We start from the raw sequence: 20,519 nt of genomic DNA, 5'->3' as shown, positions 1-20,519 counted from the left end.
ATGACCCTGTCACCGACGATCTTTGGCTGCGCCGGCCCGCAGCTCGGCGCGGCGGAGCGTGTCTTCTTCGCCCGCACCAACCCGCTGGGCTTCATCCTGTTCGCGCGCAATTGCGAGACGCCGGATCAGATCCGCGCGCTGGTCGCCGATCTGCGCGGCTCGGTGGGACGCGTGGATGCGCCGGTCCTTATCGACCAGGAAGGCGGACGCGTGGCGCGCCTCAAGCCGCCGCAATGGCGGGCGGCCCCGCCCGCCGATCGCTTCGGCACCATCGCTGACCGCAACCGCAGCGCCGGGCTCGAGGCGGCGCGGATCAACAGCCATCTGATCGGCCGCGACCTGGCGGCGCTCGGCATCGACGTCGATTGCGCGCCGGTGCTCGATCTGCGCCTGCCCGGTGCCCATGACATCATCGGCGACCGCGCCTTCGGCATGGCGCCGCAGCGGGTGGCCGAGCTGGGCCGGGCGGCCTGCGAGGGTCTGCTGGCCGCGGGCGTGCTGCCGGTCATCAAGCATATCCCCGGCCATGGCCGCGCGATGTCCGACAGCCATTTCGAGCTGCCGGTGGTGAAGACGCCGCGGGCCGAGCTCGAGGCCACCGACTTCGAAGCTTTCCGCCTGCTGAACGACATGCCCTGGGCGATGACCGCCCATCTGGTTTATACGGCGATCGATCCCGACCGGCCGGCGACCTTGTCGCCCAAGGTCATCGCCGAGATCATCCGCGGCCATATCGGCTTCGACGGGCTGCTGCTCTGCGACGATCTCTCGATGAAGGCGCTCAAGGGCGATCTCGGCGACCTGGCGCGGCAGGCCCTGGCCGCGGGCTGCGACGTGGCGCTCCATTGCAACGGACAGATGGACGAGATGATCCGGATCGCGGCCGCCGCCGGCAGCATGTCGGCCGAGGCCGAACGCCGCTTTCAGCGGGGCCGCGCGATGCAACGGGCGGGAATCGTCACCGCCGCCGTGGACGAGGCGCGGTTCGATGCGCTGATGCGGGGACTCGCGTGACCCTGACCTTGCGGGAGCCGCGCTGATGGGCGGCTTCGATGTCCAGGAGTTGCTCTATCAGATCTCGATCTGGGCGATTCCATTCCTCACGGCGATCACCTTCCACGAGGCCGCGCACGGCTTCGTCGCCAACCAGTTCGGCGACGACACGGCCAAGCGCGCGGGCCGGCTCAGCGCCAACCCGTTCCGCCATGTGGACCCCTTCGGCACCATCGTCATGCCGGCCATGCTGCTGCTGGCGACCCACGGCGCCTTTGCCTTCGGCGCGGCCAAGCCGGTGCCGGTGAATTTCAGCCGGCTGAAGCCGATCCGGCTCGGCATCATCGCGGTCGCGGCCGCCGGACCCGTGACCAACATCCTGCTCGCCTTCATCTCGGCGCTGCTCTGGCATCTGCTGCCGCTGATGCCTGACAGTGTGGCGAACTGGGGCCAGGAGATGCTGCGGGCTTCGATCCTGCTCAATCTCTGGCTCGCTGTGTTCAACATGCTGCCGCTGCCGCCGCTCGACGGCGGCCGAGTCGCGGTGGCGCTGATGCCGCGGCCGATGGCGATGCGATTCTCGCGAATCGAGCGCTACGGGATTTTGATCATCCTGCTGCTGATCGTAATTTTACCCTATGTTGGCAGGCAGATCGGGGTCGATCTTGCGTTCGTTTCTCGGTTCATTTCCGTGATCGTCGAATGGCTTCTGAAACTCGTCGTCATGGCGGCGGGTTTGGATTAGAAGATCGCCATGGCCGAGCTTCATCCATCCTTCGAAGAAGACCGTCCCGAGCCCGGCAGCGACGCCGAATTCCGGCTCGATCTGGAGGGCTATGAAGGCCCGATCGACATGCTGCTCGGCCTCGCCCGCGAGCAGAAGGTCGATCTGAAGAAGCTCTCGATCCTGGAGCTCGCCGACCAGTATCTCGCCTATATCCAGCGCGCGCGTCAGCTGCGCCTGGAGATCGCCGCCGACTATCTCGTCATGGCGGCGTGGCTCGCTTATCTGAAATCGCGCCTGCTGCTGCCCGAGCCGCCCGGCGATGCCGAGCCTTCCGGCGCCGAGATGGCGGCGGCGCTCGCCTTCCAGCTGCAGCGCCTGCAGTCGATGCAGGATTCCGGCCAGAAGCTCATGAATCTCGCCCAGCTCGGCAGGGACTTCTTCGGCCGCGGCGCGCCGGAGCCGATCAAGATCGTCGAGACCTCGGTCTACGACACCAAGCTCTACGACCTGCTGCGCGCCTATGCGAGCCATGTCCAGTCGAAGCAGACGGGGCATCTGCGCATCCTGCCGACCGACCTCTATTCGATGGACGATGTGTTGCGGCGCTTCGGCTCGATGCTGGGCATGATGCTGCCCGACTGGCAGACGCTGCAGGCCTTCCTGCCCGACGATATCGGGCTTCATGCCAGCCCCATCCGCCGGCGCTCCGCCATGGCCGCGACCTTCGCCGCCACGCTCGAGCTCGCCCGGTCGGGTCGCGTGGAACTGCGCCAGGATGGCGTCTTCGGGCAGATCTATCTGCGTCGGCCCGCGCAACAGAGTGAAACACCATGAGCGAAGACCGTTTCCAACTGATCCGACTGCTCGAAGCGATGTTGTTCGCGGCGGCCGAGCCGCTGCCGGCGCCGGCCCTCGGCAAGCGTCTGCCCGAAGGGGCCAATGTCGACGAGCTGCTGCTGGAACTGCAGGGCCTCTATGCCAATCGCGGCGTCAATCTGGTCCGCCATGAGGACCTCTGGTGCTTCCGCACCGCCTCCGATCTGGCCGACCGGCTGGCGATCGAGACCACGGTCACTCGCAAGCTGTCGCGGGCCGCGATCGAGACCCTCGCGATCGTGTCCTATCATCAGCCGGTGACGCGCGCCGAGATCGAGGAGATCCGCGGCGTGGCGCTGTCCCAGGGTACGCTCGACAAGCTCCTGGAAGTGGGCTGGATCAAGCCGAAGGGTCGCCGGCAGACGCCGGGCCGTCCGGTGACCTGGGTCACGACCGACGCCTTCCTCAGCCATTTCGGTCTCGAGAGCCTCGAGGCGCTGCCCGGCGTCGAGGAGCTCAAGGCCGCGGGCCTGCTCGATGCGCGACCGGCCATCTCGACCCTGGGTGCCGGCGTGATGGCGGCGATGCAGGGCGGGGGCGGAATCGACAGCGAGGACGACGAGGAGAATGACGGCGAGGAGGAGGCGGCCAACGGGTCCGATCCCTTCGAGCTGCCCGGCGAGCGCGATGCCGGCGACGAGGATGAAACGTCGGACGAGGACGAAGACGCCGGCGACGAGGATGACGACGAAGACGGCGGCGATGACGAAGGCGACGACGATGCCGATGAGGACGAAGTCGAGGACGCCGCTGACGGGGATGACGAGGACGCCTCGGACGAAGTTGAAGACGAGGACCTCGACGACGACGACGATACCGATGAGGACGACGAAGACACCGACGACGAAGACACCGGCGACGAGGATACCGACGACGAGGATACCGACGACGAAGACGAAGGCGGCGCCGAGCCGGGCCGCCAGCGTCGCACCGAACCCGCCGCCTGACCGGGGGCGGGCTGGCCGGTTTTCTCTCGGGTCGCGCCGCCGACCCTCAGGCCGCCGGACCGGTCGTTTTTCGATCAGGGCCCGCCCGAAGGCACCACCGGGGTGGGTGGCGAGGGGCGTTTGGCACCCCTGACGGACCGGTCTCAGGGGTCGATTTCGGGTCTCTTCGGGGGGCCGGTTTCGGTTCCCGCCGACCCCAAGTAAATCTTTGTATTCGCGCCGGAAACACCTACATCTGAAGGGCCGGCAAGGGCTGCGTTGCGGCGCGGGAGGCTTTCTGCGATAGTCCGCCCCCTGGACGCGGAACACCACGTCAAAGGAGTTGGTAAGACATGGGTAGCATTAGCATTTGGCATTGGCTGATCGTTCTCGCGGTCGTCCTGGTTCTGTTCGGGGGCGGCGGCAAGATTCCGAAGTTGATGCGCGACATGGGCCAGGGCATCACGGCCTTCAAGAAGGGCCTGAAGGAAGAGAAGAAGGAAGGCGACGTCGGTGGCCCGGCCATCGAAAACGCCGACGCTTCCGTGCCGAAAGACAAGGCCGCCAGCTAATTCCACCGGCTTCGCGCCTGGGCGCGACCGGAGAGGCTCATCATGTTCGATATCGGCTGGTCGGAAATGGCGATCATCGCCCTCGTGGCGTTGCTCGTCTTCGGGCCCAAGGAACTTCCCAACGCGCTGCGAACCGGCGCGAAATGGATGAAGACTGCGCGCAAGCTGGCGCGCGAGTTCCAGAGCGGTGTCGATCAACTGGTCCGGGAAGCCGAGCTCGAGGAAGCCAAGAAGCTGGTGACCGACGTTCAGGTCGGGGGCATCGGCAAGGCGATCGAGAAGACGATAGATCCCGAGGGCGACGTCAAGGCGGCCTTCGATCCGAAGGCCCTGGAGACCGACGCCAGCACGACCTCGGTGACCAAGCCGACGCCGACCATCGGAACCACCAGCTCGATCCCCGTTCCGGAAGAAGCGAGGACCGAGGTTGCGGCCTTGTCCCCGCCCGATGGGGCGACGGTGCCGATGCCGGCCGAGATCGTGCCGGCACCCCAGATTCTCTCGGCGCCCGATGCCGCGACGGTGCCGATGCCGCAGGCCCCGGCCGCCGACAAGGCCGAGCCGCCGCCGGGCGACAGCCTGCAGAAGACTGCCTGATCCATGGCTGAGAAGACTCCCGACGAGGCGGCAGACGCGAAGACCATGCCCTTGCTCGATCACCTGATCGAGCTGCGCCGGCGCCTGCTCTGGTCGGTGGTCACGCTGTTTCTGGCGTTCATCGTCTGCTGGTTCTTCTCCAAGCAAATCTTCGATTTCCTGGCGCAGCCGCTGGCGAACATCCTGCTCAAGGAGACGGGCCGGAAGTTCATCTACACGAACCTGACCGAAGCCTTCTTCACCCAGGTGAAATGCGCCTTCTTCGGCGCCGCCGTGATCTCGTTCCCGGTGTTCGCGATCCAGATCTGGAAGTTCGTGGCGCCCGGTCTCTACAAGCATGAGAAGGGTGCGTTCCTGCCCTTCCTGATCGCGACGCCCGTGCTCTTCACCGCCGGCGCTGCGGTGCTCTATTACGTGATGCTGCCGATGGCCTGGAAGTTCTTCTTGGGCTTCCAGTCGGCCGGCGGGCCGGACGCGCTGCCGGTCCAGCTCGAAGCGCGGGTCGGCGATTACATCTCGCTGGTGATGAAGCTGATCTTCGCCTTCGGCCTCTGCTTCCAGCTGCCGGTGGTCCTCACGCTGCTGGTGCGCGCCGGAATCACCACGGCCGCCGGCCTCGCCGCCAAGCGCAAATATGCGATCGTCGGCGTCTTCATCGTGGCGGCGATCATCACGCCGCCCGACCCGGTCAGCCAAGTGAGCCTCGCCATTCCGCTGCTGCTGCTCTACGAGGTCTCGGTCTTCGCGGCCAAGATCGTCGAGAAGCAGAAGCTGGCGCGCGAGGCGGCGCTGGAGAAGGAACTGGCCGACATCGGCACGGACGTCACCACCAGCTGAGCCGGTGCGTTTTCGGCCCTGATCCCGCGGCCGCGAAGCCCTTCCTTGCGGATTCTTGTCGCTGATCCCGCCAGGGCTTATACAGGCGGCCAAGGGGTGCCGTTGGCCCTCCCTCCGAGTCGTCCTGGCGAGCCCGAATAGACATGCATGATATCCGAACGATCCGCGACGATGCGGCGGCCTTCGACCGCGCATTGGCGCGCCGCGGCTTGCCGCCCCGCGCGGCGGAATTGCTGGCGCTCGATGCCGAGCGCCGCGGCGCCCAGCAGCGACTGAACGACCTCCAGGCCAAACGCAACGAGCTCTCGGGGCAGGTGGGCCGCGCCCGGTCCAAGGGCGAGGATGCGAGCGCCCTGATGGCCGAAGTGGGGCGCCTCAAGGACGAGATGACGGCGCTCGAGGGCAAGGCGGCCGAGGCCGATGTCGCGCTCGACCGGGTGCTGGCCGAGATCCCGAACCTGCCGGCAGCCGAAGTTCCCGAAGGCCGGGACGAGCATGGCAACAAGGAAGCGCGACGCTGGGGCGACCAGCGCAATTTCGCCTTCGCACCCAAGCAGCATTTCGAGATCGGCGAAGCCCTCGGGCTGATGGATTTCGAGACCGCGGCCAAGATCGCCGGCGCGCGCTTCGTCCTGTTGCGGGGCCAGCTCGCCCGGCTCGAGCGCGCGCTCGCCAGCTTCATGCTGGACCTGCATACCGGCCAGTTCGGCTATAGCGAGATCGTGCCGCCTTATCTGGTGCGCGACGAGGCCGTCTATGGCACGGGCCAGCTGCCGAAATTCGCCGAGGATCTGTTCCGCACCACCGATGGCCGCTGGCTGATCCCGACCGCGGAGGTGCCGCTCACCAACATCGCCGCCGACGCGATCCTGGAGGAGGCGGCGCTGCCCTTGCGCTTCACCGCCTATTCGCCCTGTTTCCGTTCCGAGGCGGGGGCGGCCGGCAAGGACACGCGCGGCATGATCCGCCAGCATCAGTTCTCCAAGGTCGAGCTGGTGTCGATTGCGCACCCCGATCATTCCGACGCTGAGCATGAGCGGATGACGGCTTGCGCCGAAGAGGTGCTGAAGCGCCTCGGGCTGCCTTACCGCGTGATGCTGCTCTGCACCGGCGACATGGGGTTCTCGGCGCGCAAGACCTACGATATCGAGGTCTGGCTGCCGGGGCAGGGTGCCTATCGCGAGATCTCGAGCTGCTCGAACTGCGGCGACTTCCAGGCCCGCCGGATGAGGGGGCGCTTCCGCCCCACCGGCGACAAAAAAGGGACGCGCTTCGTGCATACGCTCAACGGATCGGGTCTCGCCATCGGCCGTACCATGGTTGCCATCATCGAGAACTATCAAGAGCAGGACGGCTCGGTGCGTATCCCCGAGGCGCTGCGGCCCTACATGAACGGTGCGGAGACCATCGCGCGCAATGGCTAAGTCCAGTTCCAAGCCGGCCGCGAAGTCCCGGACCAGCCCGGGGATCGATCTTTCCAAGGCCCGCATCCTCGTCACCAACGATGACGGCATCAACGCGCCGGGCCTGACCGTCATGCTCAAGGTCGCGAGCTCGCTCTCGGACGATGTCTGGGTGGTGGCGCCCGAGATCGAGCAGAGCGGCGCCGGTCACTCGCTGACGCTGCGGCGGCCGCTGCAGGTCCGCAAGATCTCCGAGCGCCGCTTCGCCGTCGACGGCACGCCGACCGACTGCGTGCTGCTGGCGGTCAACCGCCTGATCGACGGCAAGAAACCCGACCTCGTGCTCTCCGGTGTCAATCGCGGCGCCAATCTCGGCGAGGACGTGACCTATTCCGGCACCATCGCCGCGGCCATGGAGGCGACCCTGCTGGAGATCCCGGCGATCGCCTTCAGCCAGCTGCGCGTCGGACAGAACGTGCCCTGGAGCGTCGCCGAGACTCATGCGGCCGAAGTGGTCAAGCGGCTGACGAAGTTCGATTGGCCCAAGGGCGTGCTGATGAACGTCAATTTTCCGACGGTGCCGGCAGCCGAGGTGACGGGCATCGAGGCATCGAAGCAGGGGCGGCGCATCTCGGCGATCGAGGTGGTGCCGATCACCGATCCGGGCGGACGGCCCTATCTCTGGATCGGCGATTTCACCAACGACGATTCCGTCGGCAAGGGCACCGACCTCGAGGTGACGAGCCGTGGCGCCATCGCGGTGACGCCGCTGCATCTGGATCTGACGCATATGGCGACGATGAAGCAGCTGGCAGAGCATTTGGACTGATGCCGCGGCCGGGCCGCTTGGGGAAGCGCAGGGCCCGGCTGAGATGATGCAGGCCCGCCCGGGAGAGGGCGGGAGGGGGATTGGGATGCGAGGCGGCAAATGAAGGAAGCGGGTGGTCTCGCCACGCGCAAGATCAGGCTCATCATGAGTCTGCGTCGCGCCGGCATCACCGATACGCGCGTGCTGGGGGCGCTCGAACGGATTCCGCGCGAGGCGTTCGTCCCGAAGCCGTTCGTCGACCAGGCCTATGAGGACCGCACCCTGCCCATCGGCGAGGGCCAGACCATCAGCCAGCCCCAGGTGGTGGCGCTGATGACCCAGGCGCTCGAAATCAAGTCCAGCCACAAGGTGCTGGAGATCGGCACCGGGTCGGGCTACCAGGCGGCGGTGCTGTCGCGCCTGGCCCGGCGCATCTACAGCATCGAGCGCCACAAGCTGCTGCTGGCCGAGGCCGAGCAGCGCTTCAAGGATCTGCGCTTGACCAACATCCATTGCCGCTATGGGGATGGGAGTCTGGGCTGGCCCGAGCAGACCGACTTCGACCGCATCATGGTGACCGCCGCGGCGGCGACCTTGCCCGAGGCGCTGCTGAAGCAGCTCAAGGACGGTGGCATTCTGGTGGCACCGATCGGATCGGAGCGCGGCGATCAACTGCTGATGCGCTATCGCCGCCACGGCGACGAATGGTCGGAGGAGACGCTGGGCGAAGTCCGTTTCGTGCCGCTGCTGCCGGGCGCGGTGGAGGCGCAGAGCGGCCGTGGTGCTGCGACATCTGCGACCGACGGGAGCGCCGGCGCTGGACCGCGGCGCCGGACTCTGGCATGAGAAGGGTCGCGGCATTTGCCGCGACTCGGCCACAATCGGGCCCCATGATCCCGCTCACTTTGCCGAAGATCCGATCGGATCGACCGGGACTGGTGGGCGCCCGCAAGGATCCATGTCACCAAAGTTCGACCGCGGATTGCTGAAGGGGCTGGCATTGGGCGTCGCGCTCGCGGCGACGATGATGCTGGCCGCCTGCAACCAGTCGGGCCGGCCCGCGGGCACGACGGGGGACGTCGCGGCCGCCGCGGCGCCGACCGCCGGCACCACCGACGGCGCCGGCAACTACACCGCGGTCAATGGCGACACCGTCTATGGCGTGGCCAACCGCTTCAAGGTCCCGGTTCGGGCGCTGATCGACGAGAACAAGCTGAAGCCGCCCTATCGGCTCGTCACGGGGCAGAAACTCCGGATCCCGCAGCAGGACGTCTATATCGCCAAGGCGGGCGACAGCGTCTATTCGATCGCCGATCAGTTCCATGTCGATCAGAGCCAGCTGATCCGCTTCAACCAGCTGAAGCCGCCCTACACCATCACCGCCGGCCAGAAGATCCTCCTGCCGGCGCAGGTACAACAGCCCTCGGATATGCCGGTGGCGCTGGCCGCGCCGTCATCCGCGGTCACCTCGGTGCCGCTCGATGCGCCGCCCAGCTCCGGCGGCATCGCCACCCAGCCGCTCCCGAGCGCGACGCCGCAGGCCGTGCCGCAATCGACGACCTCGACCTCGCCTTCAACCACGTCGACGGCAACGCAGCCGGCGCCGATGCCGGCGGCGACGCCGTCGGTCAAGCCGCTCACAGCACCCTCAGCCAGCACCACCAATCAGCCGGCGGCCGTCGCCAATATCCCGCAACCGACGGGACGGGCGGGCGGCTTCTTCCAATGGCCGGTGAACGGCAAGATCATCTCCGGCTTCGGCGCCACCTCGGGCGGCCTGCATAACGACGGCATCAACATCGCGGCCCCGCGCGGCACCCCGGTTCATGCGGCCGAGAACGGCGTCGTGGTTTATGCCGGCAACCAGCTTCGGGGATTCGGCAATCTGATCCTGATCCGCCATGCCGACGGCTGGGTCACGGCCTACGCCCACAACGACACGCTGCTGGTCAAGAAGGGCCAGCAGGTGAAGCGCGGCGACGTCATCGCCCGCGTCGGGAGCACCGGCAACGTCTCGACGCCGCAACTCCATTTCGAGCTGCGCAAGGGCACCGAGGCGGTCGACCCGAAAGTGATGCTCGGCGCCTACGGGGCGTGAGCTTCTTTCCTCTCCGCCCGCGAAGCGGGGGGAGAGATGCTATGGGGCGGGCGGCGAGGTGATGCACCATTGGTGCTGCCAAGCCAACCGATGGAGCGCGTCCCATGCCAAGAATGAATGACCTGAGCCGATCCCTCACCGCCCTGAGCCAGGATAGCACGCTGATTGCGGTTATCGAGATGGGGCTGAAGAGCTGGCTGGTGGGGGCGATTCTGCCCGGTGTTGATCGTCAGCCTGTGAAGAAGCTGGATCCCGATGAGGAATCGCTGCTGAAGCTGCTGCATCGCTGGCGCGCAGAGGCCGCGCTGGCCGGGCGTCCTGTTGCTCGGCTGTGTGTGGCTTATGAAGCGGGCCGGGACGGGTTCTGGCTGGCGCGGTGGCTGGGGATGCGGGGCATCGAGGCTTATGTGATCCACCCGACCAGCATCCCGGTGTCGCGCAAGCGTCGGCGGGCGAAGACCGACCGGCTGGATGTCGGCCTGCTGCTGCGAGCTTTTCTGGGGTGGCTGCGCGGGGAAGCGAAGCATTGCAGCATGGCGGCGGTTCCGACGCTGGCCGAGGAAGACGCCAAGCGGCCGAGCCGGGAGCGCGAGAGCCTGGTTGGCGAGCGCACCCGCATCGTCAATCGGATGAAGGGCACGCTGATCCGCTGGGGCATCCGGGGCTTCAAGCCGACGCTGCGCAAGGCGGCGGCGAAGCTCGAGACGCTGCGCACGCCGGAGGGCGTGACGTTGCCACCCCACACGCGGGCCGAACTGCAGCACGACATGGCCCGCCTGCAGCTGGTGACGGAGCAGATCAAGGTGCTCGAGGCGGCCCGGCTTGAGCGGCTGGAACGGGTCCCCGACGAAGGGCCGCACGCGATGATCCGTCTGCTGGCCCGGGTGATCGGGGTCGGCATCGAAACGGCGGACATGCTGGTCAACGAGGTGCTCCAGCGCAACTTGCGCGATCGCCGCGCCGTGGCGCGCTATGCCGGCCTCACCGGTTCGCCCGACGAGAGTGGCTCCAAGCGGCGGGAGAAGGGGCTGGCCAGGGCCGGCAATGCCCGGGTCCGGCGCGCCATGATCCAGCTGGCTTGGCGCTGGCTGATGTTCCAAAAGGACAGTGGCTTGGCGCAGTGGTATCGGGCCCGAACCGCCGACGCCCGCGGCGATACGCGCAAGACCCTGATCGTGGCGCTGGCGCGCAAGCTGCTGATCGAGTTGTGGCGCCTGGCCACGACCGGACAGTTCCCGGCCGGCTTGGCCCTGCACCCGGCCCCGTGACCGCGCGCGCCCTGATTCCTTCGGATCGCCGCCCCGGGCAGATCCCTGCCCGGACGGGCCTTGCGATCCGAGATGGCGATGACCCGCCGCATCCCATGGCTGTCATGCCGAGGGAGAGAATGGGCGCGCCACCTCGGAGCCTTCCCGCCGATGCGCATGACTGCATCATGGTTCGGGTCTCTCCAGACCCACCGAATACAAGTTTGTGACGCGAAGCCTCGCGTCCGGGCACCGGCTCCCCTCGGATCGCCAACCATGGAGACCCAAATGGCCTTGACAGAAAAAGTCCCATACAAGGGATGCGCAGGCTTAGGCGAGACCGGAGGTCGAGCCTTAGCCGAAGCTGGGAGAGGTGGGCCTCTTCTTGCGCACACACCCTCTCCCAGCTCCGAGTAAGTCTCCGCTTCGCTCCGACTAACTCTTCGCAACCCTCTCCCTCACTTCGTGAGGGCGAGGAAAGAAGAGGCTCGGCGCGCGGTTGCGCTAATCCAGCTTCTGCCCCAGCCGTCCCGCGAGATCCTGAATGAACTGCCACGCCACGCGCCCCGATCGGGCGCCGCGGGTGACGGACCATTCGTTGGCCTGGCGGTGCAGCTCGTCGCTGTCGATCTTCAGGCCGTAATGGCGGGCATAGCCGTCGACGATCGCGAAATAGGTGTCCTGGCTGTAGTTGTGGAAGCCGAGCCAGAGGCCGAAACGGTCCGAGAGCGAGACCTTCTCCTCGACGGCCTCGGCCGGATTGATCGCGGTCGAGCGCTCGTTCTCGATCATCTCGCGCGGCATCAGATGGCGGCGGTTCGAGGTGGCGTAGAAGATTACATTCTCCGGCCTTCCCTCGATCCCGCCCTCGAGCACGGCCTTGAGCGATTTGTAGCTGGTGTCCGATTGGTCGAAGGAGAGGTCGTCGCAGAAGAGGAGGAACTGCCGCGAATGGTCGCGGAGCTTCGCCAGGAGCGCCGGCAGGGAGTTCAGATCCTCGCGGTGAATCTCGACCAGGGCCAGCCGGCCCTTGGTCTCCTGGTTGACGGTGGCATGGACGGCCTTGACCAGCGAGCTCTTGCCGGTGCCGCGCGCGCCCCAGAGCAGCGCGTTGTTGGCGGGCAGCCCTTGCGCGAAGCGCCGGGTGTTGGCGAGCAGGATGTCGCGCACATGCTCGACCCCCTGCAGCAGGGCGATCTCGACCCGGTTGACATGGGCCACGGCTTCGAGGCGGGCCCCTTGCGCGTGCCAGAGATAGGCGTCGGCGGCGTCGAGCGCGGCCGAGGCCGGGACCGGCGCCGACAGCCGTTCCAGCGCTTCGGCGATGCGGGTGAGGAGCGGCAGCAAGGAGGCGTCAGTCATGATGCGGTCGATCGATCCGGTTTGGATAAGGGGCGAGGGGCGATCCGGGGCCGTCCCCGGCGGATGTCTCTGGGGTGGAAATCCCGCGAGATTTCCGTCGGCCAGGACAGTAGCAGGGCGGTTTCGCCCTGTCATGGCTCGACACTAGCGCCCAAGGCCTTGCAAATCCCAGGAAATTTCCCATCTGACCTCGATTGCAATTCGCGCTTGAGCCGTTATAGTCCGCCGGCTGGCGACCTGCCCAACCCTGTGAGGAGACGTGCCGATGTTCATTTCCCAAGCATTTGCCCAGGCTGCCGATGCGGCGCCCGCCGGCATCGCTGGCCTTGGCGGGATCGCGCAGTTCGCGCCGCTGGTCCTCATCTTCGTGGTCTTCTATTTCCTGCTGATCCGGCCGCAGCAGAAGAAGGCCAAGGCGCACCGCGAGATGGTGACCCAGCTGAAGCGCGGCGACCGGGTGGTGACCTCGGGCGGCATCGTCGGCACCGTGAGCAAGGTCGTGAGCGATACCGAGGTCCAGGTCGAGATCGCCGAGAATGTGCGTGTCCGCGTGATCCGCTCCTCGATCAGCGACATCGTGGCCAAGACCGAACCCGCCTCCAACGGCAACGCCAAGGAAGAGACGGCGAAAGGCGAATGATCGATCGGCAAGGGTGCCGGCGCGAATGACCGCCGCCGGCCTCGTGCCTGTCTCATTCCCCGCCGAAGCGGCTTCATGCTGAATTTCCGACCCTGGAAGGTCTCCCTCATCGTTCTGACGCTCCTGGTGGGCGTCATCGCGGCGCTGCCCAACCTGTTCACGCGCGAGCAGCTCGACGCGATGCCGAACTGGCTGCCCAAGCAGCAGATCACGCTCGGCCTCGATCTCCAGGGCGGCTCTCACCTTCTCCTTGAAGTCGACATCAAGGCGGTGATCGACGAGTTCCTCAACGGCGTCGTCGACTCCGTCCGCGCGGCGTTCCGCAAGGCGAACATCGGCTATTCCGATCTGGGGGTGAAGGGGACCTCGGTCACGCTGAAACTGCGCGACACGACGCAACTCGACGCGGCGCGAAAGCTGCTCAAGGATTCCGCGCCCGGCCTCGACGTCTCGGTTTCGGACGACGGCAGCGCCAGCCTGACGCTGAACGATCAGGCGATCCTCGAGCGCCAGCGCAATGCGGTGGCCCAATCGATCGAGATCATCCGCCGGCGTATCGACGAGACCGGCACCCGCGAGCCGACCATCCAGCGCCAGGGCACCGATCGCATCCTGGTCCAGCTTCCGGGCGTCAAGGATCCCGAACATATCAAGGCGCTGATCGGCAAGACCGCCAAGATGACCTTCCGCTTCGTCGATGCCACCGTGTCGGTGGATCAGGCGAAGGCCGGCAATCTGCCGCCGACCTCGGAAATCCTGCCCAGCGCCCAGAATGGCGGCGACGGCCAGCCGCTCGCCTACTACGTGGTGCAGAAGCGCGTCATGGTCAGCGGCGAGAACCTGATCGACGCCCAGGCGACCTTCCAGGACGCGCAGCCGGTCGTGAGCTTCCGCTTCGATTCCCTCGGCGCCAAGCGCTTCGGCGATGCCACGCGCGAGAATGTTGGCAAGCTCTTCGCCATCGTCCTCGACGGCAAGGTGATCAGCGCGCCCGTGATCCGCGACGCCATCATGTCGGGAAGCGGCGTCATCAGCGGCAGCTTCACGACCCAGACCGCCAACGATCTGGCCCTGCTGCTGCGCGCCGGCGCCCTGCCGGCGCCTTTGACCGTCATCGAGGAGCGCACGGTGGGCGCCGACCTCGGCGCCGATTCGATCGCGGCCGGCAAGTTCGCCTGCCTGATCGGGCTGGTGCTGATCGTGGTCGCGATGGTGGTGCTTTACGGGCTGTTCGGCGTCTTCGCCGATATCGCCCTGGTGCTGAACGCGGTCCTGCTGCTGGGTGCGCTCTCGCTGCTGGGCGCCACGCTCACCTTGCCCGGCATCGCCGGCATCGCGCTGACGTTGGGCATGGCGATCGATGCCAACGTGCTGATCTTCGAGCGCATTCGCGAGGAAGTTCACAACGGGCGCAGCCCCATCGCCTCGCTCGATCACGGTTTCAACGAGGCGCGGCGGACCATCATCGACGCCAACGTCACCCACCTGATCTCGTCGCTGATCCTGTTCATGCTCGGCTCCGGACCGGTGAAGGGTTTCGCCGTCACGCTGTCGTTCGGCGTCCTCACCTCGATGTTCACCTCGGTCCTGGTGACGCGGCTGATCGTCGTGCTGTGGTACAGACGCGCTCGGCCGGCGGCGCTGCCGGTCTAATCTGAAGGGTTCGCTATGTTCGGTGGCATCCACCTCGTCCGGCATGACACGCGCATCGACTTCATGCGCATCCACAGGCCGTTGATGATCCTGTCGATCCTGCTGGTCCTGGCCTCGATCGTGCTGGTGGCGACCAAGGGCCTTAACTACGGCATCGACTTCAAGGGCGGCATCCTGATGGAGGTCCGTACCAGCGGGCCCGCCGATCTCGCCGGCATGCGCGAGACCCTGTCGAATCTGGGTCTGGGCGAAGTATCGCTGCAGCAGTTCGGCTCGCCGCAGGACGTGCTGGTCCGCCTCCGCCAGCAGGAAGGCGGCGACGCCGCGCAGGGCGCGGCGGTGCAGAAGGTCAAGGACACCCTCGGCACCACGGTCGAATACCGGCGCACCGAGGTGGTCGGGCCCAAGGTCGGCGGCGAGCTGATCTGGAAGGCGATCTACGCCACGCTCTTGGCCCTGGTCGGAATCGCAGCCTATATCTGGTTCCGCTATGAGTGGCAGTTCGGATTGAACGCCATCCTGGCGACCTTCCACGACGTGATCACCACCGTCGGCATGTTCTCGCTTCTGGGGCTGCAGTTCGATCTGGCCAGCGTGGCGGCGGTGCTGACGATCGCCGGTTATTCGGTCAACGACACGGTCGTGATCTATGACCGCATCCGCGACGAGCTGCGGCGCTACAAGAAGCTCCCGGTCAGCGACATCATCAACCAGTCGATCAACAAGACGCTGGCCCGCACCACGGTCACCAGCGGCCTGACGCTGCTCTCGGTGCTCGCGATCGCGCTCTTCGGCGGCGAGGCGCTGCGCGGCTTCGCCATCGCCCTCATCTGGGGCATCCTGATCGGTACCTATTCGACGATCTTCGTGGCCTCGCCCATGCTGATCTACATGAACCTCCGCGGCATCCGCGCCAAGGCCAGCGCCGCGCCGGCCGAGACGGCGACGGCATCCGCCCCCGCCAAGCCGAAGTAATCTCGCGCCTCGGTGCGAGGGGAGAGGGCCGACCTTGGACCTGACCCCGCTCATTCCCGCCGGCCGCCAGATCGTGGAGAGCTACGGCCACGCCCGCTTCCGCGTGACCGGCATTCTTTATGAAGGCTCCGTGATCGTGTTCCCGGACCGCACCGTCGCCTGGCCCGTGCGCGAGGCGGGCGCCGCCACGCCGGAGAATCTCCAGGCCGTTTGCGACGCCAGCCGCGCCGGGACGATCGAGCTGCTGCTGCTGGGCTGTGGCCCGAAGATGACGCTGGTGCCCTCGAGCCTGCGCGCGACGCTGCGTGAGGCCGGCGTGGTGATCGAGGCGATGGATACCGGTGCGGCCTGCCGCACTTACAATGTGCTGATGGCCGAAGGACGGCGCGTGGCCGCGGCCCTGATCGCGGTCGAATAGCCCAAAAGAAAAGCGGGGTCCCGAAGGGCCCCGCCGTCTCGTCTGCGACTATGTAAGCCGGAGCGGCTTATACGAAGCCGCCATGGCTCTGCGCGATCATGCAGTAGAGCATGGGAATGGAGAGCAGCGTGTTGAGGCGAGAGAATATCAGCCCGAGGCGCGCCGCCTTCTTCTTGGCATCGGCGTCGGCTTGGACGATGCCCAACACCTTCTTCTGGTTCGGCCAGATGATGAACCAGACGTTGAACCACATGATGATGCCCAGCCACATGCCGATGCCGATAGGCGTGCTGATGCCACCGTCGGTGATGCCCAGCGCCAGGGCGTCGCCGATATAACGGTTCATGCCGGCGAGGATCAGGCCGGTGACGATCGTGGCCATGGCGCCCCAACGGAACCAGAAGAGGGCCGCCGGCGCGATGACCTTGGTGATGGCCGGCTTCTGCTCGTCCGGAATCTTCGGCATGCTCGGGGTCTGGACGAAATTGAAGTACCAGAGATGGCCGATCCACATCACGCCGCTGAGTACATGGAGCCAACGGAACAGGAAGGCCCACCAGCCCTCGTTGAAGGATGGCCAACTGACGAAGATGCCGACGACGACGACGACCACAACCGCGGCAACGAAGCCGGCGATCACGGTGTTTCTGAGCGACGAAAATAGGCTCTGCATGGCTCCCCCTTGAGACTCACGTTTCCATTGCCGGTAGGCTAACGCAAAATCCAATGACTTCAACGGCTTTGTTGAATAATTCTCACAACCGGAGTCGGGTCTTTGGTGTCCTCTGACAATCCGGGACTGGGCTATTGCGGCGCGCTGCTGCGCCGCCACGATCCCGATCGCTACCTGACCGCGCTGTTCGCGCCATCGGCGCGGCGCGAGTCGCTGTTCGCGCTCTACGCCTTCAATCTCGAGATCGCGCGGACGCGCGAAGCGATCCGGGAACCCATGATGGGCCGGATTCGGCTGCAATGGTGGCGCGACGCGGTGGCCGGGGCCGCCACCGGCAAGCCCTACCGGCACGAAATCCTGGAGCCGCTCGCGACCGCCATTCGTGAAGGATCGTTGAGCATGGCCTGGTTCGAGCGGCTGATCGACGCGCGCGAGCAGGATCTCGATGGCGACGCCCCGGCCGACATGCCAGCGCTGCTGCGCTATGCCGAAGGAAGCTCGGCCGCTCTCACCTGGCTGGCCCTGGAATCGCTGGGGGGCGAGACGGGCCGCACGCCGGCCGCTGTCGAGGCGGGACGCAGGCTCGGCGCCGCCTGGGCCCTGACCGGGCTGCTGCGGGCGGTGCCCTATCATGCGAGCCAGCGCCAGCTCCATCTGCCGGCGGATCTCCTGTCCCGCCATGGCGTGCGTTCGGAGGACATTCTGGAGCTGCGCCGGCCCGCCGGCCTGCCGTCCATCGTGCGCGAGGTGGCGGTCGAGGCCGCGAGCCAGCTGCAGGCGGCACGAGACGCGGCGAGGGGACTGCCGCGGCCGTTGTTGCCCGCACTGCTCCCGGGAACGCTCGCCGGCCTCTATCTCAAGCGGCTCGCGCGCGCCGGCTTCGATCCTTATGCGCCCGCCGTCCAGGACGCGCCGCCCGGGCGGGTCTGGCGGCTGACGCTGAGAAATTTGCTGGGGCGGTTCTGAGACGCAACAGGAGTCCCGACTCAGCGTTGCCGAGCGTCGACGCCGGAGGCCGGTCGTTTTTCAGCCGCGGCCATTGCTCGAGCATACAGGGGCTGGGAATGGCGATGGCGTCGCAGCCGCTGATAGCCCCGTCGGGCGCGTCGTCTCTAAGAGGCAGGAAGATAGCGGGATCCCAAGTCCGTGGCCTGGGTCCCGCCAGTTTACCCCCGGCAGAAATCCGGACTCGAGCCCATCGCCCTGAAGCGGCACCGCGACCCACGCAGAGGTAACGCCCCGAAATTGCACCGACGACCCAGGTCGAACCTGCAGGGGGGTGACCGGAAGATCGGCTTCGACGGAAGTCGCCGTCACGGCTCCCTGATCATCGAAAGAATCTCCTGCCTTGATGCGGCATCCAGCGTGTAGACGCCTCGGAGCGCGTGGGTGGCCGTGCTGGAGTTCTGCTTCTCGACCCCCCGCATCGCCATGCAGAGATGGCGCGCCTCGGCGACCACCATCACGCCCTTCGGTTCGAGGAGCTCGACGAGCGCATCTGCGACCTGCTGGGTCAAGCGCTCCTGGACCTGCATGCGCCGCGCGAACAGATCGACGATGCGTGGGATTTTTGAGAGCCCAATGATCTTCTTGTCGGGGAGATAGGCGACATGCACATGCCCGAAGAACGGCAAAAGATGGTGCTCGCAAAGGGAATGGAATTCGACGTTGCGCACCAACACCGCGCCTTCTCCTTCGGCAGGGAATATCCCGCTGCCGACGACGTCTGCCGGCTCGAGCGAATAGCCGCCCGTCAGAAACCTCATCGCCTTGGCGAAGCGCCTGGGCGTGTCCAGCAACCCAGGACGAGAGGGATCCTCGCCGAGATGCGCGATCGTCGCCTCGGCGTGAGCGGCGACCGGGTCGGCAAACCTGTCGGCCAGTACATTCATTGTCGTTCCTCAATTGCGGGAGCTTCGATCATCCGAGTGGACATGCGTCCCGAACCCCCGGAGGCAGGCGAAGGCATGCACCGTTCGACGGGTTCATGTTCGGGAGGGAGCCCCCGCCGCCGCGTTCGGCGTCGGCAGCGGGGTTCTCGTCCTCAGCGCGCCGAGTGCCCGCTCAGGGCAGAGGCTTCGCGGCTCCGGAAAGCCTCGGATAGCGGCTTCAACTGCCACAGAGCCGACAGACCCACCAGGACGTAGACGAGACGTGCCAACAGGGAGCCGGCACCGAAGATTGCGGACACCAGGTCAAGACCAAGAAGCCCGACCAGCCCCCAGTTCAGGCCACCCACGATGACCAGCACCAACGTGACGATGCTCAAGAGTTTCATGATTGTCTCCCTCGAAAAGATTGAACGGGTGCGTTTTCACTCCACCACGCGATCGAGCGGCCGGATCGCCGCGGAGGCGACGATCCGGTGCGCCAGGTCAGCTGTTGGGCGGAAGAATGACCTTGTCGATCACGTGAATGACCCCGTTCGACGCGGCGATGTCGGTAGCGGTGACCTTGGCGTCGTTGACCATGACGGTGTCGCCGTTCACGGAGAAGTCGACCATCTTGCCGTTCACCGTTTTGGCATCCTTCATCTTGACGACGTCAGCGGCCATCTCTTTGCCGGGAAGCACGTGATAGGTCAGGATGGCGACGAGCTGAGCCTTGTTCTCAGGCTTCAGCAGGTTCTCGAGCGTCCCGGCAGGTAGCTTGGCGAAGGCCTCGTCGGTGGGTGCGAAGACCGTGAAGGGCCCGGGCCCTTTGAGCGTGTCGACGAGTCCGGCTGCCTGCAGCGCGGTTGCCAGCGTCTTGAATTGGCCGGCCGCAATGGCCGTTTCGACGATGTCTTTGTTGGCAGAACTGGCGTTCGCGAGACCGATAGTGAGGCCGATCGCGGTTACCATGGCGACCGCCAGCTTTGCGATCCGTGAGGTCATGATTTTGTCTCCTTGTCTGTTGCGCTTGCGACGGACCGGGCGAGGCCCCGTCACGATGGCGGCGGCGATCCAATGAGGTCGACCGCGGATGTCATATAGAGAAAAGTAATTTTATTGTAAGTCAGATTATCGTGAAAAGAATGCATATTTTCTCTATGATAAAAGACAGTTCTTGGGATTTGAGCAGAACGAGAAAGGAAGGAGTGCAAGATGCTGTCCGACACCCTGGCGAGCGGGCTGGAGCATTACAGGATCGGCCCGAAGATTCGGACGCTTCGCCAGAAGAAGAAACTGGGGCTGGTGCAGCTCGGCGAGCATACGGGGCTGTCGGCCGCCCTGTTGTCGAAAATCGAGCGTGGTCAACTCTTTCCGACACTGCCGACTTTGCTGCGGATCGCGATGGTGTTCGGTGTCGGCTTGGAGCACTTCTTCGTCGAGAGCGCGGAGCGACCGTCGATGGCGGTTATCCGCAAGGAAGATCGCCTGCGCTTGCCCGACCGCCCCGGGCAGGAAACGCCCTCCTATTTCTTCGAGAGCCTCGATTTCCCCGTGACCGATCGCAAGATGGAAGCCTTTTACGCGGAGTTCCCCGCGCAATCGAAACCATCCGAGCCGCATCGCCATGCGGGAGCCGAACTCATCTACGTCGTCAAGGGGCAGCTTGGCGTCAATCTCGAGGGCGAGGAGGTTGCGCTCGGCGAAGGCGATGCGATGTATTTCGATTCAGGCGTACTGCACAGCTATCGTTGCGAGGGGCGTTCTGCTTGCACCGCAATTGTCGTGACGGCGCCGGTGTGAGCCTGTTGATCGACCCACGCCGAGGATGCGGCGAACATCC

At 66.0% G+C, this 20,519-nt stretch carries 22 protein-coding genes and 1 pseudogene; 18 read left to right on the top strand and 5 right to left on the bottom strand.

The features are described 5' to 3' along the window. From nagZ to FRZ44_RS13295, 12 genes and pseudogenes are all read left to right on the top strand, one after another. Window positions 1-1,014, top strand: a complete 1,014-nt coding sequence (nagZ, locus tag FRZ44_RS13350; RefSeq protein WP_151177662.1) for a beta-N-acetylhexosaminidase — start codon at window positions 1-3, stop codon at window positions 1,012-1,014. 25 nt (window positions 1,015-1,039) lie between these two features. Next, the gene (locus FRZ44_RS13345) at window positions 1,040-1,738 is read left to right on the top strand and encodes a site-2 protease family protein (RefSeq protein ID WP_151177661.1); all 699 of its coding nucleotides are present in this window, start codon (window positions 1,040-1,042) and stop codon (window positions 1,736-1,738) included. Window positions 1,739-1,747: 9 nt separating this feature from the next. Further along, window positions 1,748-2,554 carry a segregation and condensation protein A gene (locus FRZ44_RS13340; RefSeq protein WP_151177660.1) on the top strand — a complete coding sequence of 269 codons (807 nt, stop codon included), beginning with the start codon at window positions 1,748-1,750 and terminating at the stop codon, window positions 2,552-2,554. After that, window positions 2,551-3,102 (top strand): annotated as a pseudogene (gene scpB, locus FRZ44_RS27300) (SMC-Scp complex subunit ScpB); the annotation flags it as partial. The gene FRZ44_RS13340 and the pseudogene scpB, both read left to right, overlap by 4 nt. Window positions 3,103-3,875: 773 nt before the next feature. Beyond that, window positions 3,876-4,094 carry a twin-arginine translocase TatA/TatE family subunit gene (gene tatA / locus FRZ44_RS13330; protein ID WP_151177658.1) on the top strand — a complete coding sequence of 73 codons (219 nt, stop codon included), beginning with the start codon at window positions 3,876-3,878 and terminating at the stop codon, window positions 4,092-4,094. Between the two features lie 42 nt (window positions 4,095-4,136). Beyond that, a complete protein-coding gene (gene tatB / locus FRZ44_RS13325; protein WP_151177657.1) occupies window positions 4,137-4,691 on the top strand; it encodes a Sec-independent protein translocase protein TatB in 555 nt (184 codons plus the stop codon). Between the two features lie 3 nt (window positions 4,692-4,694). Further along, window positions 4,695-5,528: a twin-arginine translocase subunit TatC gene (gene tatC / locus FRZ44_RS13320; RefSeq protein WP_151177656.1), complete on the top strand. Its 834-nt coding sequence runs from the start codon at window positions 4,695-4,697 to the stop codon at window positions 5,526-5,528. A gap of 143 nt (window positions 5,529-5,671) precedes the next feature. Then, window positions 5,672-6,952 (top strand): serine--tRNA ligase, encoded by a 1,281-nt coding sequence (serS, locus tag FRZ44_RS13315; protein WP_151177655.1) that lies wholly within the window; start codon window positions 5,672-5,674, stop codon window positions 6,950-6,952. Next, on the top strand, window positions 6,945-7,760 hold the full coding sequence (gene surE, locus FRZ44_RS13310) for a 5'/3'-nucleotidase SurE (protein WP_151177654.1): 816 nt from the start codon (window positions 6,945-6,947) through the stop codon (window positions 7,758-7,760). Before serS ends, surE begins: the two co-directional genes overlap by 8 nt. A gap of 99 nt (window positions 7,761-7,859) precedes the next feature. Further along, on the top strand, window positions 7,860-8,585 hold the full coding sequence (locus FRZ44_RS13305; protein ID WP_151177653.1) for a protein-L-isoaspartate(D-aspartate) O-methyltransferase: 726 nt from the start codon (window positions 7,860-7,862) through the stop codon (window positions 8,583-8,585). Between the two features lie 112 nt (window positions 8,586-8,697). Beyond that, window positions 8,698-9,837, top strand: coding sequence for a LysM peptidoglycan-binding domain-containing M23 family metallopeptidase (locus FRZ44_RS13300; RefSeq protein WP_151177652.1), 1,140 nt, complete (start codon window positions 8,698-8,700; stop codon window positions 9,835-9,837). Between the two features lie 113 nt (window positions 9,838-9,950). Next, window positions 9,951-11,105, top strand: coding sequence for an IS110 family RNA-guided transposase (locus FRZ44_RS13295; protein ID WP_225308677.1), 1,155 nt, complete (start codon window positions 9,951-9,953; stop codon window positions 11,103-11,105). Window positions 11,106-11,588: 483 nt separating this feature from the next. Here FRZ44_RS13295 and FRZ44_RS13290 read toward each other — a convergent pair whose 3' ends face one another. Beyond that, window positions 11,589-12,446, bottom strand: a complete 858-nt coding sequence (locus FRZ44_RS13290) for an ATP-binding protein (RefSeq protein ID WP_151177650.1) — start codon at window positions 12,444-12,446, stop codon at window positions 11,589-11,591. 265 nt (window positions 12,447-12,711) lie between these two features. On the opposite strand from FRZ44_RS13290, the gene yajC reads away from it, so the two are divergent. The 4 genes from yajC (at window position 12,712) to FRZ44_RS13270 (ending at window position 16,132) form a co-directional block, all read left to right on the top strand. After that, on the top strand, window positions 12,712-13,086 hold the full coding sequence (yajC, locus tag FRZ44_RS13285) for a preprotein translocase subunit YajC (protein ID WP_151177649.1): 375 nt from the start codon (window positions 12,712-12,714) through the stop codon (window positions 13,084-13,086). 75 nt (window positions 13,087-13,161) lie between these two features. Next, window positions 13,162-14,739: a protein translocase subunit SecD gene (secD, locus tag FRZ44_RS13280; RefSeq protein WP_151177648.1), complete on the top strand. Its 1,578-nt coding sequence runs from the start codon at window positions 13,162-13,164 to the stop codon at window positions 14,737-14,739. A 15-nt stretch (window positions 14,740-14,754) separates the two neighbouring features. Then, entirely contained in the window at window positions 14,755-15,714 is a 960-nt protein-coding gene (gene secF / locus FRZ44_RS13275) for a protein translocase subunit SecF (RefSeq protein WP_151177647.1), read from the top strand. 34 nt (window positions 15,715-15,748) lie between these two features. Then, window positions 15,749-16,132, top strand: a complete 384-nt coding sequence (locus FRZ44_RS13270) for an Mth938-like domain-containing protein (protein WP_151177646.1) — start codon at window positions 15,749-15,751, stop codon at window positions 16,130-16,132. 67 nt (window positions 16,133-16,199) lie between these two features. On the opposite strand, the gene FRZ44_RS13265 is transcribed toward FRZ44_RS13270, so the two are convergent. Then, a complete protein-coding gene (locus tag FRZ44_RS13265; RefSeq protein WP_151177645.1) occupies window positions 16,200-16,805 on the bottom strand; it encodes a urate hydroxylase PuuD in 606 nt (201 codons plus the stop codon). A gap of 105 nt (window positions 16,806-16,910) precedes the next feature. Here FRZ44_RS13265 and FRZ44_RS13260 point away from each other — a divergent pair, with 105 nt between their 5' ends. Beyond that, window positions 16,911-17,771, top strand: a complete 861-nt coding sequence (locus tag FRZ44_RS13260) for a phytoene/squalene synthase family protein (protein WP_225308676.1) — start codon at window positions 16,911-16,913, stop codon at window positions 17,769-17,771. A gap of 347 nt (window positions 17,772-18,118) precedes the next feature. Here the strand turns inward: FRZ44_RS13260 and folE are convergent, their stop codons facing one another. The 3 genes from folE to FRZ44_RS13245 form a co-directional block, all read right to left on the bottom strand. Then, window positions 18,119-18,697 (bottom strand): GTP cyclohydrolase I FolE, encoded by a 579-nt coding sequence (folE, locus tag FRZ44_RS13255; RefSeq protein WP_151177644.1) that lies wholly within the window; start codon window positions 18,695-18,697, stop codon window positions 18,119-18,121. 152 nt (window positions 18,698-18,849) lie between these two features. Continuing rightward, complete coding sequence (locus tag FRZ44_RS13250; RefSeq protein WP_151177643.1) at window positions 18,850-19,083, bottom strand: DUF378 domain-containing protein; 234 nt, start codon at window positions 19,081-19,083, stop codon at window positions 18,850-18,852. A gap of 97 nt (window positions 19,084-19,180) precedes the next feature. Continuing rightward, window positions 19,181-19,681, bottom strand: a complete 501-nt coding sequence (locus FRZ44_RS13245; protein ID WP_151177642.1) for a fasciclin domain-containing protein — start codon at window positions 19,679-19,681, stop codon at window positions 19,181-19,183. Between the two features lie 210 nt (window positions 19,682-19,891). Between FRZ44_RS13245 and FRZ44_RS13240 the strand changes: the two genes are divergently transcribed. Further along, window positions 19,892-20,479, top strand: coding sequence for a helix-turn-helix domain-containing protein (locus tag FRZ44_RS13240; RefSeq protein WP_151177641.1), 588 nt, complete (start codon window positions 19,892-19,894; stop codon window positions 20,477-20,479). The last annotated feature ends 40 nt before the right edge of the window (window positions 20,480-20,519 follow it).

Origin of the sequence: Hypericibacter terrae (assembly GCF_008728855.1) — a bacterium.
GTDB lineage: Bacteria > Pseudomonadota > Alphaproteobacteria > Dongiales > Dongiaceae > Hypericibacter > Hypericibacter terrae.
This window is presented reverse-complemented; position numbering and strand designations above follow the sequence as displayed.